Raw genomic sequence first — 16,320 nt, forward strand, 5'->3', positions numbered from 1 at the left:
TTTTTAGAATAGCGTGTTAATATGGCTATTCATTTTATCTAATTTTGAGCTAGATATGACCTTCAAGAACATTTCAAAAGCTTTGCTTTGCGGCCTAGTTGTCATAGCTACACCGGTCAAAGCAGCAGAAGTGAAGGTAGCTGTTGCTGCTAATTTCACTGCCCCCATGAAAGTTATCGCAGAAGCATTTGAACGCGACACAGGCCACAAAGCCCTTCTATCGTTTGGTGCTACAGGCCAGTTTTATGCACAAATTAAAAACGGTGCACCTTTTGAGATCTTACTTTCGGCTGATGATGAAACCCCACTCAAACTTGAAAAGGAGGCTCTTGGTGTCACTGGGAGCAGATTCACTTATGCGATTGGCAAGCTGGTTCTATGGAGTAAAAATCCACAATTAGTGGATAACAAGGGGGATGTCTTAAAAACAAACTCCTTTGAAAAAATTGCCTTGGCTAATCCTAAGTTAGCTCCCTATGGTGTGGCTGCCATGCAAACTTTAGAAAAACTCGGGCTTGCTTCAACCCTAGCATCGAAGATCGTGGAAGGTTCCAATATCAGTCAAACGTATCAATTCGTGGCCTCAGGCAATGCCACTTTAGGTTTTGTGGCCTTATCTCAAGTCTATGAAAATGGTCGCCTCAAAGAAGGTTCTGCATGGCTTGTACCCGCTCACATGCATGACCCCATCAAACAGGATGCTATTTTGTTAAAACGGGCAAAAGGTAATCCTGCAGCAGAGGCACTGCTGAAATACCTACGCAGTGACAAAGTGAAGAATATGATTGTTTCTTATGGCTATACACCTCAATAGCGAGATCAGAATAATCAATACCTCAAGTTAACTATGTCACCACAAGCCATACAAGCTATTTCTCTGACCCTACAGCTCGCCTGTATAAGCACGCTGATTCTTTTGATCATTGCGACCCCATTGGCTTGGTGGCTATCGCAGACCGAATCAAGATTGCGACCAGCCATTGGTGCACTGGTCACCCTACCCTTGGTACTGCCACCGACAGTATTGGGTTTTTACATATTAGTACTATTAGGGCCCCAAGGTTGGATTGGGCAAGTCACCCAGTCACTCGGCTTAGGTCTACTGTCTTTTTCCATGAGTGGTTTAGTGATTGGCTCAGTGATTTTTTCATTACCCTTTGCCGTCCAGCCTATTCAGTATGCCTTTGAGGCGATAGGCCGGCGTCCGATGGAAGTTGCATACACCCTCGGTGCCAAACCACTTGATGCTTTTTTTACTGTGGCACTCCCCTTAGCAAAACCAGGTTTACTCACAGCCACGGTCTTAAGTTTTGCCCACACAGTGGGTGAGTTTGGCGTGGTGCTAATGATTGGCGGGAATATCCCCGGCGAAACTCGTGTTGTATCTACACAAATTTTTGGTCATGTGGAAGCCATGGAATATCGAGAAGCTCACATCTTATCTGCAGGTATGGTGATTTTTTCTTTTATGGTTCTAATCGCTTTGGCGCGCCTCAAAAAGCACTCGTCTAGGGTGATGTCATGAGCACCTCCTCGACGTTACAGATTCAGTTACAACTACAACGAGATCATTTTTCATTGAATCTCGATCTAGAACTTCCCAACCAGGGGGTCACTGTTTTCTTTGGGCCTTCCGGCTGCGGCAAAACGACCACACTCAGATGTGTTGCTGGCTTAGAAAAAGCTCAAGGTCGCATTCAACTCTGTGACAAGATTTGGCAAGATACCGATCGTGATAGTCACTTACCCACATGGTCTAGAAAGTTAGGTTATGTTTTTCAGGAAGCCAGTCTTTTTGAACATTTAACCGTGCAAGCCAATCTTGAATATGGGCTCAAGAGACAAATTTCACCCAATCCTAGTGCTCTTAAAGAAGCTGTTGATCTATTGGGTATTGCGTCACTCTTGCAACGCCAAGTGCAAGATTTATCAGGTGGTGAGCGGCAAAGAATTGCAATTGCTAGAGCATTAGCAACACAACCTGAAATCCTTCTGTTAGATGAACCGCTTGCTTCACTCGACATCTCTAGACGCGAAGAGATTTTGCCTTGGCTAGAAAAAATGCATCAGGGCTTAAAAATTCCCGTCTTGTATGTCACGCACAGCTTAACTGAACTCACCCGCCTAGCAGACTTTGTGGTGTTTATGAATACTGGTCAGTCCATTCTCCAGGGCCCCATCATGAAAGTTCTCACCGACCCGATATGTTCAGATGTGCTTGGCAAGGAAGCGGGGACGCTCCTAGCTGGCGTAGTGACCGAGATGGATAACCAGTTCAAACTAAGCGGTATCGATTTACCGATTGGGCGAATTTGGGTTAGCGAGTCATACCCACTGGGTAGCTCGGTCAGAGTCTTCGTGAGAGCTAACGACGTACTTATTTCCCCAGAGCCCATCTTGACGAGCTCGGCCCAAAACCAGTTCGTAGGCCGCATTCAAAAAATTGACCAAGACTCAAAATCTGCACAAGCTCTACTCACTATAGATTGTCAGGGTGAAGCCCTACTCGCTCGCGTGACACAAAAAGCATTACACGATCTAGGATTACTCACAGGTTCAACAGTGTTCTGCCTACTCAAATCCGTGGCTACCCGACGCTGAATGATTTCTCATTCAGGTTGCTCGCTGGTAAAACCATGCGGCAATAAAAGCTATCATTGCGTATGCGCAAGACTAGCCCCAACCATCACTCACTCCATGCATCTTCAGCATCCCTAGTGATTATTTTTGCCGAACTACTGGGCACCTCTTTGTGGTTTTCCATGAATAGTGTTGCCGATAATTTAATGACTGCTTGGCAGGTTAATCTGGCTGGCATTGGGTTTCTGACCAATGCGGTGCAACTAGGCTTTGTAGTGGGCACACTAGTCTTTGCCATTTTCGGAATCGCTGATCGCTTTCGACCTAGCCAGCTTTTCGCACTCTGCTGTCTCTTAGGGGCCACATCCAACACCCTATTCGCCCTCTATGCAAACAATCTACTGATGGGCTCTGTTTTTCGCTTCATTGTCGGCATCTGTCTAGCCGGAATTTACCCTATCGGCATGAAATTGATTATGACTTGGGACCCTGAACACGCCTCACAACGGCTTGCTCAATTGGTAGGGATGCTGACTCTTGGCACCGCACTTCCGCACGCCACGCGTTACCTCAGCATGGATTGGTCATGGCAAGCAGTGATATTAGTTTCTTCTATCTGTGGCTTGATCGCCATGAGCCTGATCCTGTGGCTCGGCGATGGCCCTCACCTTAAACTGAATCCAATGGCCAGAGTACAACTGAAAGGTATTCGTCATCTATTTAGTGTTCAGCAATATAGAAGCGCTGCGTTAGGTTACTTCGGGCATATGTGGGAACTCTATGCTTTTTGGGCGTTAGTGCCCTTCTTAATTGCCCAAACACATGGGATCTCTAATCCCATTGAGCTGTCTGCCTGGAGTTTTGCCGTGATTGCGGTAGGCTCTTTAGGCTGTTTTATTGGCGGGCAACTGAGTACTCAATGGGGAAATGTCAAAGTCGCCTCATGGGCTCTCGGATTATCTGCTAGCTGCTGCTTCATCTACCCTTGGATGAAGGAAGTCAGTCCAGCACTTCAAATCATCTTCTGGTTGGTCTGGGGCATGAGCGTGGTGGCAGATTCACCACAGTTCTCGGCACTCTCAGCCAAAGCATGCCCTCCAGAAAATGTCGGCACCGCTCTGACCATTCAAAATGCGCTGGGCTTTACGATCACGATGATTTCTATACAAGTTAGCACCGTCTTACTACCCTATCTGAGCAGTTACATTAGCTGGTTACTATTCCCGGGACCTGTGATTGGCTTAATTCTTCTCAATCGCGGGCAAACAAGTATTGGGTCAGCTAATCTTCGCTAGACTGAGCCTGATCCTTGACTGGAGCTTGAGGAGCATTCATCTCCAACTTGGGTACCACCATTTTTTCACCGTCCCAAACTTGGCCACACCAGCACTCACCCTGCTCGTTGATGATGCAAGTACCTGACCCACAACATCTCGTGTCACGTTGACTCATTTTGCCTCCATCATGATTTGCTTTGATTCTAGCCTTTCCTCAAAGACGGTGCATAGGCACTCTCGAAAACCTTATTTTGGGTTTCAGCAAGAAAACACGAGATGAGGTATCTTGATGATTCAGACCTACGCCTATGCTTAATTCTCAGACCAAACTGCCTTTAAAAGTCTTATACGATGGCTCCTGCCCTCTTTGCCAAATTGAAATCAATCATCTAAAGCACTTGGCAAGTAAGGATATGAATAACCCACTTCGGTTCATCGATATCAGCCAAGATCACATTGAAAATACCTGTTATCTCAATGATCGCATAGCCTTACTTAAACGTTTCCATGTAGAGTTCGATGATGGCACTCGACTATCCGGTGCAGCAGCCTTTGCACAGATGTGGCTTTATTTACCTGGTTGGCGTTATTTAGGTCTCATAGCTCAACTACCTGGCATGCTTTTTGTGCTGGAATGTTTCTATCGATTATTTTTAGTGATTAGACCTAGCATGCAAAGAATAATGCGTACATTGAAACCCAATTGATCTCTTCAATACCTCCTAGACTCTTTTTAGAACCCAAACCTTCATGAAACCGACCATTAAGATTGACTTCGTCTCAGATATTGCCTGCCCTTGGTGCGCCGTTGGATATGGAAACCTAGCGCTATCGATGGCAAGCATGAGAGATCAAGCTGATTTTTTGGTACATTACCGGGCCTTTCAATTGAATCCCCAGATGCCATTAGGGGGCCAGGATGCGATGGAGCATCTCACACAAAAATATGGTTTAAGTCTCACGCAGGTACAAAGCAATCAGGCTCAAATCCGAGCACGCGCCAAAGAAGTTGGCTTTGATTTTCATCCCGAGGGACGCAAGCGCGTCTACAACACCTTTCAATGTCACCGCTTACTCTATTGGGTAGCTCATGAAATCGGATTAGCGCAGCAGGCATCTTTGAAAAAAGAGCTACTCAATACATATTTCTGCTTAGCTCTGAGTATCGATGATATTAAAAATATCTTAGATGCTGTATACCGAGCGGGTCTAGATATAAAACGCGCTCAAGAGATAATCAGTAGTTATGAATTTACTGAAGAGGTTAAGGCTGAAGAAAATTTCTACAAAAATTTAGGTATACATTCAGTACCATCTATGATCGTGAATGATCAATACCTCCTGCAAGGAGCTCAAGACCATCATTCACTCACACGATCATTTCAAAAAATACTTGAAGAAGCTTCAAACTAATACAGCGCTACTAGAAATTAACTAGGAGAAGCTAGCTCCCCTAGTTAAATGATATTTATTCATGCCTAGAATCAGTCACACCCAAACTAATTTGAGGCGCATTTCTCAAAAAATTACTACTTCCAGCTAAGATTTAATTTCTTATGCGATGCCGCACAATCTCTTAAATAAAGATTGATGAGACTTTGATAAGGAATACCAACCTCTTCAGATATGGACTTGAAGTAACTCACAGAATCTTCCTCCAAACGAATGGTAGTCGGCTTCTTTAGCATAGAAGCATAGGGATTTTTACGAGCAAATGAGAACTGGAGGCGGGACCCGGAATCGAACCGAGGTCAACGGCTTTGCAGATAACGTGATGATTTCAAACAGTTTTTTCTTCAAAGTCTAACCCGGCCGTAGATTCGATGTCCTATTTGCAGACTCGAACTTGGCGTCAAGTGGCAGTTATCGTAGGTCAAGCGGCATCGACACTGAGTGCCATGAACAATGTCGGGAAAACCGACAAATTAAAAAGCCACCCAAAGGTGGCTAAGATAGCTTCATTAGATATTAAGCAGATTTACGTCCATCAAAACTAAATCGGCCAGATTCTGAAGTAGCCAAAATTAGTAAACCACCGATTACTGCAATATTCTTAAAGAATAGTAATTGCGCAACGAAAGCCTGCTCCGCAGGTGCCGCCCAATATGCATGCCCCACTATCGATGCAGCTAATGTAAATATAGCAAGAATTATTGCCACGATTTTTGTTTTATAACCCACTAGTAAGGCCAAGCTGCCAACTACTTCAATCAATATGGTAATCGCTACCGCAAGCGATGCTGCCGGAATACCTAACGAATTAAAGTATCCCACCGTTCCCTCAAAGCTACCAATCTTTGATATGCCTGCAGGTAAAAATAACGCGACAATCAACAATCGACCTAAGATATTTATAAGACTTTGTGATGCATTCATGATGACTCCTAATTGATAGTTAAAGTTAATTCAATACAGACTTAATAAGAGTTAATGACTTCCGAACCTTCTCAAGTTCTTCTTTACTCAATTGATTAAACGCTTTGCTTAGATATTCAATATGCTCAGGAAAAACTCTTTTGAATAGACGATCACCTGCCTTGGTCAATTGAACTCTGTAGCTTCTTGCATCCTCTTCATTAACCAAGCGCTCGATGAGCCCTTTTGTTTCCATCCTTTCGAGAACACCAGTCATAGTCCCTTTAAGAATTAGTGTTTTTTCTCCTAATTCTTTACAAGTCATGGGTGGCTGATTTCCCAGTGTGGCCAAAATATCAAATTGGGTTTCAGTTAAACCCATGGATTTGATATGACGAGCTGAATATCGTTCAAACGCCTGATAAGTCGTCGCCAAGTCTTTAATTAAAGGTAAAAAAGTCATAACTTACTCATTTAGTTTGTACACGTACTATTATAGTACGTGTTTGTACTATTTGCTTGGCACCCATAAACACTTTAATTTAAAGAACTACTACGTTGTAACGATGAGCACTTTAAGCTCGCAGAAATTTAAAACTCTATGCTGATGCATTACTAATGAAATTGCTCAAGTGTTATGACCACTCTCATTTGTCTAAAAAAACCTCTTTCAATATCAATAGCTTAAGAAGAAATTATTTAGTTAATTAAGATACCTTATAGGTATTAAAAACATACTAAAACAGTGTTGGACTGCTATTTTTTAGCCCTGTATTGTCCCAACAAAGCTCTGATTTATACCGTATTGATATAGATAAAAGTGCATCTATGTGAGCTTGAATATCTAGCGAAGTACGTGATAACGCATTAACAAAAGGACAGAAATATGAACACTAGCCGTAAAGTTTTTTTAAAACAGATTGCTATTGCCAGCATGATGCTAGCGCTTGGATCTCACGCAGCTCAAGCGCAGAACACCGAAAAAATAAAGGTAGGTTTGATGCTACCCTCAACGGGTACATTTGCAGCACTTGGAAATGCCATCACAAATGGCTTTAAACAGTACGTCAATGAAAATGGCGGCAAATTGGGTGGCAAAGAAGTTCAATATTTTGTTGTTGATGATGAATCAGACCCTGCCAAAGCAACAGAAAATGCCAATAAGCTAATTAAGAGGGATAAAGTTGATGTCCTCATTGGAACTGTACACTCAGGCGTTGCACTTGCGATGGCTAAAGTTGCGCGCGAGAATAAAACCATATTGATCGTACCTAACGCTGGCGCAGACGAGTTAACTGGTCCGCTTTGCTCTCCAACACTATTCAGAACCTCTTTTAGCATGTGGCAACCATCCTTCGCAATGGGCAAAGTGATGGCCGATAAAGGGCATAAAAGAGTTGTGACATTAACTTGGAAATATGCTGCAGGTAATCAGGCAGTCGATGGATTTAAAGAAGGTTTTGAAAAATCAGGTGGCAAGATTCTCAAAGATATGACATTGCCCTTCCCGAATGTTGAATTTCAGCCATTTTTAACAGAAATTGCCTCACTTAAGCCTGATGCAGTCTATGTATTTTTTGCTGGCGCTGGTGCTGCTAAGTTTGTTAAAGACTATGCGGCTGCTGGCCTCAATAAATCAATACCACTTTATGGTACAGGTTTCCTAACAGATGGAACTCTGGATGCCATTGGAAATTCTGGCCAAGGTCTTCTAACTACCCTTCACTATGCTGATGGCTTAGATAACAAGGTAAATAATAACTTCCGGCTTAACTATGCAAAAACGTACAAGATGCAGCCAGATGTATATGCGGTTCAAGGCTATGACGCAGCACAACTTTACCAGGCTGGAATCGCAGCAGCTAATGGTGACCCTAAAAAACAGGACGTAATCATCAAGGCAATGGAGCAGGCAAAAATTGACAGCCCTCGTGGTACTTTTACTTTGTCCAAAGCCCATAACCCTGTCCAAGATATCTACCTAAGAAGAGTTGAAGGTAATCAAAATAAAGTGGTGGGTGTTGCAATAAAAGGACTATCTGATCCAGCCAGAGGTTGCAAACTCTAAACATAGATATTTGGGCTCGCTGAGCCCAAACTGGAGAACTTTATGGATCTTGCATCAATACTCATTCAAACGCTTAACTCCGTGCAATATGGATTGCTCTTGTTTCTTGTTGCCAGCGGCTTGACTCTGGTGTTTGGGATCATGGGAATCATCAATTTGGCCCATGGGAGCTTTTATATGATCGGTGCATATATGGCTTTTGTATTAACAAGTTTCACCGGAAATCTTTTATTTGCAATTCTTCTAGGAATTCCATTGGCATTAGCTCTTGGAGCATTTTTAGAATGGGCACTCTTTTCACATTTATATAAGCGCGATCATCTTGAACAAGTTCTTTTGACATACGGATTGATTCTTATCTTTGAAGAAATCAGAAGTATTCTAGTAGGTGATGATGTTCATGGTGTAGCAATACCAACATTACTCAATTTTTCAATACAACTAAACGAAATTTTGAGCTATCCATTTTATCGAGTCGCCATCTCAATAGCGTGCATCATCTTGGCAATTGGTATGTTTTACCTAATCCAAAGAACCAAATTGGGAATGATGATACGGGCTGGTAGCCACGATAGAACGATGGTGCAAGCACTGGGAATTAATATCAACATGATCTACAGAGTAGTCTTCGCACTTGGCCTGAGTCTGGCTGCCCTCGCTGGAATGCTTGCTTCACCTATTTCATCTGTATACCCCAATATGGGTAGTCAAGTATTAATTATTTCATTTGTTGTTGTGGTTATTGGTGGAATAGGGTCTGTGTGGGGGGCGCTAATAGCAGCAATGATTATTGGCTTTGCAGATACTTTTGGGAAAGTAATTTTTCCAGAGCTATCTGGAATGGTTGTTTATTTAATCATGGCAGCTGTTCTTTTGTGGCGCCCAGAAGGTATTTTTAAGCGAGCCTAATATGCAAATCAAATCAACAACAATATTAAAAATAATTGCACTAATTACATTGGCGTGTGTGCCAATTAGCGGTGTTGACTTCTATACAGAGCTTATTGGTAAAGCCCTAGTGTTTGGAATTTTTGCAATGAGCCTAGATTTATTAGTAGGTTATACAGGTTTAGTAAGTTTTGGCCATGCAGCTTATTTTGGAATAGCTGCATATTCAGTAGCTCTGATGTCGCCTAAATACTCAGCTGCAAGCTTATGGTTAACTCTACCTGCATCAATAATAATTTCAGGGTTTGCAGCTCTTGTTGTAGGACTCTTTGTTCTTCGCACAAAAGGCATCTACTTTATTATGGTGACACTAGCTTTTGCGCAACTAGCCTACTATATCTTTCATGACACGCCATTAGGTGGCGGCTCGGATGGAATATACGTCAATGTAAAACCAAGCGCTGAAATCTTTGGATTCACTCCATTTGATCTAAGTAATCATACACATATGTATTACTTTATCTTAGCGGCACTTTTATTAGTTTACTTATTTTTGAATCGATTACTTCAGTCTCCATTTGGAAAAGTTTTAGTGGGCATAAAGAGTAATGAACATAGAATGCAGTCACTAGGTTATCAAACCTTTAATTACAAACTAGCTGCATTTTCGATTTCGGGTGCATTAGGTGGAATTGCAGGTTACTTATACGCAGCTATGTTTGGTTTCGTTACACCTGAACTTTTATCTTGGCACCAATCAGGCAACGTTCTCTTAATGGTAATACTTGGGGGTATGGGCAATCTACTAGCAGCAATTATTGGTTCATTTACCTTCATCTTTTTACAAGAAATTTTTTCAAGCCTGACTAAACATTGGCAGCTAGTTATGGGCCTCGTCATTGTTTTAGCTGTTTTATTTGTTCCAGGCGGGCTTGCAGCATTGCCGCAAAGGATCAAATCAGCGCTACAAAAAGAGGAGTATAAAAATGAGTAAAAGTCTCTTACTGGAAGCAAAAAAAATTACTAAACGATATGGCGGTTTAATTGCAAACCAAGATGTAAATCTTGAACTGCACCGAGGAAGCTTACATGCACTACTCGGCCCTAACGGTGCTGGTAAATCAACATGTATAAATATGCTTTCAGGCGATGCATTACCTACGTCGGGAAAAATTGAATTTTTAAATAAAGATATTACAAAGTTAAACGCCTGGCAACGCTCTCAAGCCGGCATAGGTAGAAGTTATCAAAGAACGAATATCTTTCCGCAATTTAGCGTGCTTGAAAATGTCCGTTTGGCTGCTCAATCTAGGAATCAAAATGCTTCAAAAATATTTCTTAGGGCATCTGATATGGAATGGGCAATAGAAAAAGCAAAGACCTGTATTAACGAGGCAGGATTGACTGGCCGAGAGGAAATAATTTCTGGATACATGAGTCACGGAGAACAAAGACAATTAGAAATTGCAATGGTACTAGCTACAGATGCTCAAGTTCTCTTATTAGATGAACCACTTGCCGGTATGGGCTCAGAAGAATCAGAAAAAATGGTTCAAGTATTGAAGAAATTAAGAGAAACCAAAGCCATATTGCTTGTAGAACATGATATGGATGCTGTATTTGCAGTGGCTGATGTCATAACTGTCATGGTTAATGGTCAAGTATTGGAATCTGGATCACCCAGCCAAATTAGAAATAGTACAGCTGTACAAGAAGCATACCTAGGTGAAGGAACCCATCATGTCTGACATGCTAATCGAAGGTAAAGAAATACATACATACTACGGTAATAGCCACGTACTTCATGGTATTGACTTTAATATTAAAAAAGGTGAAGGTGTAGCTCTCATGGGTCGTAATGGCATGGGAAAAACAACCTTAATAAAAAGCCTATTAAATATCGTTAAACCGAGACATGGTCGCATACTAGTCAAAGGTGATGACTTCTCGTCAATGCCAACCTATCGTCTCGCACAGCGAGGCATTGCCTACGTACCTGAGGGTCGAGGCATTTTCCCAAACCTATCAGTTAGAGAAAATTTGATAATGGCCGCTCGTGAAGGTGTTGATGGTCAATTAGACTGGGATTTCGAGCGTATCATGGACACATTCCCTCGCCTAGGAGAAAGAATAAACAATGGCGGTTGGCAACTATCTGGTGGTGAACAGCAAATGCTGACTATTGGCCGCGCACTAATGACTAATCCAGAGCTATTGATTCTTGATGAAGCAACCGAAGGATTAGCGCCACTAATTGCACAAGAAATATGGAAAATTATTAAAACTGTAAGGCAGTCTGGTATTGCTTGTATTGTTATTGATAAAAATCATCAGGCTGTTACATCAATATGTGATCGCGCAGTAATTCTTGTAAAAGGTCACATAGTTTTTAATGGAAGTAGTCAGGAAATTAATAAGAACCCTGAGTTAATTCAAAAATATCTGGGCGTATAAATTCGTCAGTCTCCTCTCTCCTGACTTAGCCACTCCAACAGGAGTGGCTTTTTTTATTGTAGGGCATTACACCCTACATCAACTCAATCATTAAACACTATGTAATTCAGACGAAAACTTACGTCATATTAGTTAGAGTTCCTGAAATTTTTGCGTGCAGGCGCGACAAGAAATCAACCTAGAAAGTGTGTCAAAGCATCTGAAAATTGTTCCGGTTTTTCTACATTTGAAATATGTGAAGCATTAATTTGTACAAGGGATGAATTTGGAATCATCTTTACCATAAATAAAGCATCAGAAATAGTAGTTACTGGATCTTCTGTTCCTGCAATGATTAAAGTCTCCGCTTGAATTTTATGTATATTCTGCAAAAAATCCGCGCCTGCCAGAGCTTCACAACAGGCGGCATAGCCTTCAGCATTAGTTGCTCTAAGCCTTTCTACTAGATAACTGCACTGGCCTTTTTGTGATTCAAAAAATTGATGGGTAAACCAACGAGCAGATGCCGAATCAGCAACTGGGTCCATACCAACCGATCTAACAAGTTTTGCCCTGTCTAGCCATGCTACTGAAGCACCTATCTTAGGAGCGGTATTTGCCAAGATTAGCTTATCAATTCGGTTTGAGTGATTAATTGCAAGCCACTGCCCAATTACTCCCCCCATTGATAATCCACAAAAATTCACTCGATCAATCTCGAGATGATCAAGTAAATCGATGACTTGATTACCTAATTGCTCAATCGTATAAGGACCCTCAGGCACATCTGAAAGTCCATGACCTAATGTGTCATATCTAATTAGACGGAATTGATTAAGCTTAGGTACTTGCAAATCCCACATGGTGTGATCAGTACCCAAAGAGTTAGATAAAACCAAAGGACTACTACTTAATCCACCCAGTACCTCATAATTTGTTTGGATACCGTTTTTCTCAAATCTTGCCATCAAACTCTCTCTATGATGAGCGCAATACCTTGACCAACACCAATACACATAGTACATAGGGCATAACGACCCTTTATTCGATGTAATTGGTACGTTGCAGTAGTTACTAAGCGAGCCCCGGATGCACCTAAAGGATGTCCTAAAGCAATAGCACCGCCATTTGGATTCACATGAGCGGCATCATCAGGAAGCCCTAAATCACGCAAAACCGCAAGTGCTTGAGATGCAAATGCTTCATTAAGCTCGATAACATCCATCTGCTCAAGTTTTAAATTAGCTTTTGCAAGCACTTTCTTTACCGCAGGAGAAGGTCCAAAACCCATAATTCTTGGGGCCACTCCAGCAGAAGCGACTGCTACTATCCTAGCTTTTGGCGTCAATGCATGTTGTTGAAGACCTTTTTCTGAGGCCAAAAGTAATGCACATGCACCATCATTCACCCCTGAGGCATTACCAGCAGTCACAGTACCATCGGGCTTCACTACACCTTTTAACTTGCTCAAGCTCTCCAATGAAGTGTCTACTCTTAGGTGCTCATCATGAGTAAACAAAATTGGATCTCCCTTCTTTTGAGGAATAGTCACTTGTACTATCTCATCTTGGAATAATCCGTTTGCTTGCGCCTTAGCCGCCTTAGATTGGCTTCTTAGCGCGAACATATCCTGATCATGACGACTAATCTTAAAGTCAGTTGCAACGTTTTCTGCAGTTTCAGGCATTGAATCAACTCCATACTGAGCTTTCATCAATGGATTAATGAATCGCCAGCCAATGGTCGTATCTTCAATTTTTGCAACTCTTGAAAAAGGCGTATCAGCCTTAGCCATAACAAATGGCGCACGACTCATGCTCTCGACGCCTCCAGCAATCAATAAATCAGCTGATCTGGCTTTGATTGCATTACTGGCAATGCCGATTGCATCTAGACTAGAACCGCATAAGCGATTGATGGTCGTACCCGGCACTTCTATTGGCAATCTAGCCAGTAAGCTAGACATACGTGCCACATTACGGTTATCTTCACCTGCCTGATTAGCACAACCATAAATAACATCATCGACAGCTGACCAGTCTACAGTCACATTTCTAAGCATTAATGATTTAATAGGTAGCGAACCAAGATCATCAGCTCTCATGCCAGATAAACTACCACCATATTTTCCAAATGGGGTCCTAATTGCGTCACAAATATATGCATCCATAAAAATCACCTATTTACGTCCATCAAATAGCTTTGCAGCTGTGAATTTTTGTAATTCATCAAATGTCATTCCTGGCACTATCTCTTTAACCACAAGCCCTTGTTCTGCAACATCTATAACTGCAAAGTCTGTATATATACGATCGACGCAACCTATGCCAGTTAGCGGATAAGAACATCTCTCAACTATTTTTGATTCACCGCTTTTTGTTAAATGTTCCATGGTCACGTATACATTTTTTGCACCTATGGCCAAATCCATAGCGCCGCCTACTGCAGGAATTGCATCAGCTGCGCCTGTATGCCAGTTTGCTAAATCTCCGTTTGCAGCAACTTGAAATGCACCTAATACACATATATCAATATGGCCGCCACGCATCATGGTGAAAGAATCACCGTGATGAAAATATGATCCGCCCTTCAATAAAGTGATGTACTCCTTACCAGCATTGATTAACTCCGGATCACGATCTTCTTCAGATGGCGCAGGGCCCATGCCCAACACACCGTTCTCACTATGCAAGAAGATTTCCTTGTCTTTATCTAAATAGTTGGCGATTTTTGTGGGCAATCCAATACCTAAATTGACGTAGGCCCCTTCAGGTATATCTTGCGCAACGCGTTGAACAATCTGCTCACGTGTAAGTTTCTGATATGTCATTTTTCTCTCTCAAATACGCACAACGTGTTGTACAAAAATACCTGGCGTAATAATGTTTTCTGGATCCAATTCCCCCAGAGAAACAACCTCTTTAACTTGTGCGATTGTGCATTTAGCAGCAGCAGCCATAATCGGACCAAAATTTCGTGCGGTCTTTCTATATATTAGATTTCCCCAACGATCACCCTTATAAGCTTTGATCAGTGCAAAATCTGCATAAATTGGGTATTCCAATACGTAGTTACGTCCTGCAATCTCTCTAGTTTCCTTACCTTCTGCCAACATGGTTCCATAACCAGTTGGAGTAAAAATTGCACCCAAACCAGACCCAGCTGCCTGAATACGGCATGCTAAATTGCCCTGTGGAACTAACTCTAGTTCTATTTTTTTTGCATGGTACAACTTATCAAATTCATATGAATCTGCCTGTCTAGGAAATGAACAGATGATCTTTTTAACTCGACCTGCCTTCAATAACGCAGCCAAGCCCAAATCACCATTACCTGCATTGTTGTTGACTATTGTTAAATCCTTCGCCCCATGCTCAATCAAGGCGTCTATTAGCTCAGCAGGTTGTCCAGCAGTACCAAAGCCACCAATCATGACAGTATTTCCATCAGCTATTTTTGAAATAGCAGACTGTATCGAATAGCTTGTTTTATCAATCATATAACCCTTTATTTCTCTTTCATTTCAGATAATTTTTTATCCAGTTGATTTCTGTAGCTAAAAATGTAATGAGCGGCGAGACCAAAAACAATTCCCCAAAATGCCGAACCAATACCCAGTAAGGTCATACCAGAAACCGTGACTAAAAATGTAATCACAGCACTATCTCTTTGGGTCTGGTCTTCGATTGCAATTGATAAATTTGTCGTGATTCCCGACAAAAGTGCTAGACCTGCCAATACCGCTATGAATGTTGGAGGCACCTTAGCAAAGACAGCAACAATTGTTGAGGCAAATATGCCTCCAAGCAAATAAAAGACACCATTAGCAATACCTGCTATGTATCGCTTCTCCGGGTTAATGTGTGCATCTTTGCCCGTGCATATTGCTGCAGTAATAGCTGCGATTACAGTTGTAATTCCACCGAAAAGTGCAGTAAAAATTGATGTCACACTAGTTGCCGCCATTATTGGCTTGGCATCTGTATGATAACCTGCCATCTTTAAGATCGACATGCCAGGCAAAAATTGACCAGTCAAACTTACTAAGATTAATGGCAAGGTAAAACTAAAAAAGCTAGCAACTGTCAAAGATGGCTGAGTATATATAGGCGATGTTATTGTGGGATAGATATCTGTCAAATCATTTAACGAGCCACTCAATCCTAAGACAACTATTCCAGTACTGAAAACGATAACTATTAAATACTTTGGATATAGGCGTTTAGCAAAAAGATAGGCCGTCATCATCGCTAGAGATAGCATTGGCATGATTGCAATTACCTTAAATGCATTTAATGCAAACTGGAACAAGATGCCCGCCAACATTCCAGCTGCAATCCCTTTAGGAATTTTCTTGATTAGCCAGTCGAAACTACCAGTAATTCCAATAATGAAAATGGCTACAGCTGCACAAATATATGATCCGACTACATCGCTGATACTGATCCCCGGAAATAATGTAACTAGTAAAGCTGTACCTGGCGCCGACCAAGCAGTAATAATTGGCACTTTATAACGCCAACTAAGATAAATCCCTGTCAAACCTGCCCCGATCGAAATAGCCCAAATCCATGAGGCCAGAAGCTCGGATGAAATATTGGCAGACTGAGCAGCATAAAAAACTATGACTAATGGCCCAGAATAGGAAATTAAAACAGCTAAAAAACCTGCCAACCATGCGGTCAATGAGCTATCTTTAATTACAGCAGAAATAGTCAT

19 protein-coding genes and 1 pseudogene are annotated in these 16,320 nt (G+C 41.9%); 11 read left to right on the plus strand and 9 right to left on the minus strand.

Features of this window, described 5'->3' with window-relative positions:
• Positions 1 to 55: 55 nt before the first annotated feature.
• The 4 genes from modA to ICE94_RS01380 all read left to right on the plus strand — a co-directional run bounded on the left by modA (position 56) and on the right by ICE94_RS01380 (position 3,875).
• Positions 56 to 814, plus strand: coding sequence for a molybdate ABC transporter substrate-binding protein (modA, locus tag ICE94_RS01365; protein WP_216147755.1), 759 nt, complete (start codon positions 56 to 58; stop codon positions 812 to 814).
• 33 nt (positions 815 to 847) lie between these two features.
• The gene (modB, locus tag ICE94_RS01370) at positions 848 to 1,525 is read left to right on the plus strand and encodes a molybdate ABC transporter permease subunit (protein ID WP_216147758.1); all 678 of its coding nucleotides are present in this window, start codon (positions 848 to 850) and stop codon (positions 1,523 to 1,525) included.
• The gene (gene modC, locus ICE94_RS01375) at positions 1,522 to 2,601 is read left to right on the plus strand and encodes a molybdenum ABC transporter ATP-binding protein (protein WP_216147761.1); all 1,080 of its coding nucleotides are present in this window, start codon (positions 1,522 to 1,524) and stop codon (positions 2,599 to 2,601) included. The genes modB and modC overlap by 4 nt, the downstream gene beginning before the upstream one ends.
• 62 nt (positions 2,602 to 2,663) lie before the next feature.
• Entirely contained in the window at positions 2,664 to 3,875 is a 1,212-nt protein-coding gene (locus ICE94_RS01380) for an MFS transporter (RefSeq protein ID WP_216147764.1), read from the plus strand.
• On the opposite strand, the gene ICE94_RS01385 is transcribed toward ICE94_RS01380, so the two are convergent.
• Positions 3,862 to 4,032, minus strand: coding sequence for a hypothetical protein (locus ICE94_RS01385; RefSeq protein WP_216147767.1), 171 nt, complete (start codon positions 4,030 to 4,032; stop codon positions 3,862 to 3,864). The two genes, ICE94_RS01380 and ICE94_RS01385, sit on opposite strands and share 14 nt — an antisense overlap.
• A gap of 133 nt (positions 4,033 to 4,165) precedes the next feature.
• On the opposite strand from ICE94_RS01385, the gene ICE94_RS01390 reads away from it, so the two are divergent.
• Positions 4,166 to 4,564 carry a thiol-disulfide oxidoreductase DCC family protein gene (locus tag ICE94_RS01390; RefSeq protein WP_216147770.1) on the plus strand — a complete coding sequence of 133 codons (399 nt, stop codon included), beginning with the start codon at positions 4,166 to 4,168 and terminating at the stop codon, positions 4,562 to 4,564.
• A 43-nt stretch (positions 4,565 to 4,607) separates the two neighbouring features.
• Entirely contained in the window at positions 4,608 to 5,270 is a 663-nt protein-coding gene (locus ICE94_RS01395; protein ID WP_216147773.1) for a DsbA family oxidoreductase, read from the plus strand.
• A 116-nt stretch (positions 5,271 to 5,386) separates the two neighbouring features.
• Here ICE94_RS01395 and ICE94_RS01400 read toward each other — a convergent pair.
• The 3 genes and pseudogenes from ICE94_RS01400 to ICE94_RS01410 form a co-directional block, all read right to left on the minus strand.
• Positions 5,387 to 5,560, minus strand: a pseudogene (locus ICE94_RS01400) (BrnA antitoxin family protein); the annotation flags it as partial.
• A gap of 265 nt (positions 5,561 to 5,825) precedes the next feature.
• On the minus strand, positions 5,826 to 6,233 hold the full coding sequence (locus tag ICE94_RS01405; protein ID WP_216147779.1) for a DoxX family protein: 408 nt from the start codon (positions 6,231 to 6,233) through the stop codon (positions 5,826 to 5,828).
• A 25-nt stretch (positions 6,234 to 6,258) separates the two neighbouring features.
• Positions 6,259 to 6,675: a MarR family winged helix-turn-helix transcriptional regulator gene (locus ICE94_RS01410; RefSeq protein ID WP_216147782.1), complete on the minus strand. Its 417-nt coding sequence runs from the start codon at positions 6,673 to 6,675 to the stop codon at positions 6,259 to 6,261.
• Positions 6,676 to 7,098: 423 nt separating this feature from the next.
• On the opposite strand from ICE94_RS01410, the gene ICE94_RS01415 reads away from it, so the two are divergent.
• The 5 genes from ICE94_RS01415 to ICE94_RS01435 are packed head-to-tail and all read left to right on the plus strand — an operon-like array spanning position 7,099 to position 11,622.
• Complete coding sequence (locus tag ICE94_RS01415; protein WP_216147785.1) at positions 7,099 to 8,280, plus strand: ABC transporter substrate-binding protein; 1,182 nt, start codon at positions 7,099 to 7,101, stop codon at positions 8,278 to 8,280.
• A gap of 42 nt (positions 8,281 to 8,322) precedes the next feature.
• On the plus strand, positions 8,323 to 9,189 hold the full coding sequence (locus ICE94_RS01420; RefSeq protein ID WP_216147788.1) for a branched-chain amino acid ABC transporter permease: 867 nt from the start codon (positions 8,323 to 8,325) through the stop codon (positions 9,187 to 9,189).
• A gap of 1 nt (position 9,190) precedes the next feature.
• Entirely contained in the window at positions 9,191 to 10,162 is a 972-nt protein-coding gene (locus ICE94_RS01425; RefSeq protein ID WP_216147791.1) for a branched-chain amino acid ABC transporter permease, read from the plus strand.
• Positions 10,155 to 10,916 (plus strand): ABC transporter ATP-binding protein, encoded by a 762-nt coding sequence (locus ICE94_RS01430; RefSeq protein ID WP_216147793.1) that lies wholly within the window; start codon positions 10,155 to 10,157, stop codon positions 10,914 to 10,916. Before ICE94_RS01425 ends, ICE94_RS01430 begins: the two co-directional genes overlap by 8 nt.
• Positions 10,909 to 11,622, plus strand: coding sequence for an ABC transporter ATP-binding protein (locus ICE94_RS01435; protein WP_216147795.1), 714 nt, complete (start codon positions 10,909 to 10,911; stop codon positions 11,620 to 11,622). The genes ICE94_RS01430 and ICE94_RS01435 overlap by 8 nt, the downstream gene beginning before the upstream one ends.
• A gap of 173 nt (positions 11,623 to 11,795) precedes the next feature.
• On the opposite strand, the gene pcaD is transcribed toward ICE94_RS01435, so the two are convergent.
• Genes pcaD through ICE94_RS01460 form a run of 5 tightly spaced genes read right to left on the minus strand, consistent with a single transcriptional unit; the run spans position 11,796 to position 16,320 of the window.
• Complete coding sequence (gene pcaD / locus ICE94_RS01440) at positions 11,796 to 12,569, minus strand: 3-oxoadipate enol-lactonase (RefSeq protein WP_216147798.1); 774 nt, start codon at positions 12,567 to 12,569, stop codon at positions 11,796 to 11,798.
• Positions 12,569 to 13,771 carry a 3-oxoadipyl-CoA thiolase gene (gene pcaF, locus ICE94_RS01445; protein ID WP_216147801.1) on the minus strand — a complete coding sequence of 401 codons (1,203 nt, stop codon included), beginning with the start codon at positions 13,769 to 13,771 and terminating at the stop codon, positions 12,569 to 12,571. Before pcaF ends, pcaD begins: the two co-directional genes overlap by 1 nt.
• A 9-nt stretch (positions 13,772 to 13,780) precedes the next feature.
• The gene (locus ICE94_RS01450) at positions 13,781 to 14,431 is read right to left on the minus strand and encodes a 3-oxoacid CoA-transferase subunit B (protein WP_216147804.1); all 651 of its coding nucleotides are present in this window, start codon (positions 14,429 to 14,431) and stop codon (positions 13,781 to 13,783) included.
• 9 nt (positions 14,432 to 14,440) lie between these two features.
• A complete protein-coding gene (locus tag ICE94_RS01455; protein WP_216147807.1) occupies positions 14,441 to 15,100 on the minus strand; it encodes a 3-oxoacid CoA-transferase subunit A in 660 nt (219 codons plus the stop codon).
• Between the two features lie 8 nt (positions 15,101 to 15,108).
• Positions 15,109 to 16,320, minus strand: a complete 1,212-nt coding sequence (locus ICE94_RS01460) for a benzoate/H(+) symporter BenE family transporter (RefSeq protein ID WP_216147810.1) — start codon at positions 16,318 to 16,320, stop codon at positions 15,109 to 15,111.

Origin of the sequence: Polynucleobacter sp. MWH-Loch1C5 (assembly GCF_018881775.1) — a bacterium.
In the GTDB taxonomy this organism is placed as follows: domain Bacteria; phylum Pseudomonadota; class Gammaproteobacteria; order Burkholderiales; family Burkholderiaceae; genus Polynucleobacter.

Excerpts from the sequence above, each read along its gene's own strand:
- modA (WP_216147755.1), top strand. The coding sequence starts at position 56 with ATGACCTTCAAGAACATTTCAAAAGCTTTGCTTTGCGGCCTAGTTGTC.
- modB (WP_216147758.1), top strand. The coding sequence starts at position 848 with ATGTCACCACAAGCCATACAAGCTATTTCTCTGACCCTACAGCTCGCC.
- modC (WP_216147761.1), top strand. The coding sequence starts at position 1,522 with ATGAGCACCTCCTCGACGTTACAGATTCAGTTACAACTACAACGAGAT.
- ICE94_RS01380 (WP_216147764.1), top strand. The coding sequence starts at position 2,664 with ATGCGCAAGACTAGCCCCAACCATCACTCACTCCATGCATCTTCAGCA.
- ICE94_RS01385 (WP_216147767.1), bottom strand. The coding sequence starts at position 4,032 with ATGAGTCAACGTGACACGAGATGTTGTGGGTCAGGTACTTGCATCATC.
- ICE94_RS01390 (WP_216147770.1), top strand. The coding sequence starts at position 4,166 with ATGCTTAATTCTCAGACCAAACTGCCTTTAAAAGTCTTATACGATGGC.
- ICE94_RS01395 (WP_216147773.1), top strand. The coding sequence starts at position 4,608 with ATGAAACCGACCATTAAGATTGACTTCGTCTCAGATATTGCCTGCCCT.
- ICE94_RS01405 (WP_216147779.1), bottom strand. The coding sequence starts at position 6,233 with ATGAATGCATCACAAAGTCTTATAAATATCTTAGGTCGATTGTTGATT.
- ICE94_RS01410 (WP_216147782.1), bottom strand. The coding sequence starts at position 6,675 with ATGACTTTTTTACCTTTAATTAAAGACTTGGCGACGACTTATCAGGCG.
- ICE94_RS01415 (WP_216147785.1), top strand. The coding sequence starts at position 7,099 with ATGAACACTAGCCGTAAAGTTTTTTTAAAACAGATTGCTATTGCCAGC.
- ICE94_RS01420 (WP_216147788.1), top strand. The coding sequence starts at position 8,323 with ATGGATCTTGCATCAATACTCATTCAAACGCTTAACTCCGTGCAATAT.
- ICE94_RS01425 (WP_216147791.1), top strand. The coding sequence starts at position 9,191 with ATGCAAATCAAATCAACAACAATATTAAAAATAATTGCACTAATTACA.
- ICE94_RS01430 (WP_216147793.1), top strand. The coding sequence starts at position 10,155 with ATGAGTAAAAGTCTCTTACTGGAAGCAAAAAAAATTACTAAACGATAT.
- ICE94_RS01435 (WP_216147795.1), top strand. The coding sequence starts at position 10,909 with ATGTCTGACATGCTAATCGAAGGTAAAGAAATACATACATACTACGGT.
- pcaD (WP_216147798.1), bottom strand. The coding sequence starts at position 12,569 with ATGGCAAGATTTGAGAAAAACGGTATCCAAACAAATTATGAGGTACTG.
- pcaF (WP_216147801.1), bottom strand. The coding sequence starts at position 13,771 with ATGGATGCATATATTTGTGACGCAATTAGGACCCCATTTGGAAAATAT.
- ICE94_RS01450 (WP_216147804.1), bottom strand. The coding sequence starts at position 14,431 with ATGACATATCAGAAACTTACACGTGAGCAGATTGTTCAACGCGTTGCG.
- ICE94_RS01455 (WP_216147807.1), bottom strand. The coding sequence starts at position 15,100 with ATGATTGATAAAACAAGCTATTCGATACAGTCTGCTATTTCAAAAATA.
- ICE94_RS01460 (WP_216147810.1), bottom strand. The coding sequence starts at position 16,320 with ATGACTATTTCTGCTGTAATTAAAGATAGCTCATTGACCGCATGGTTG.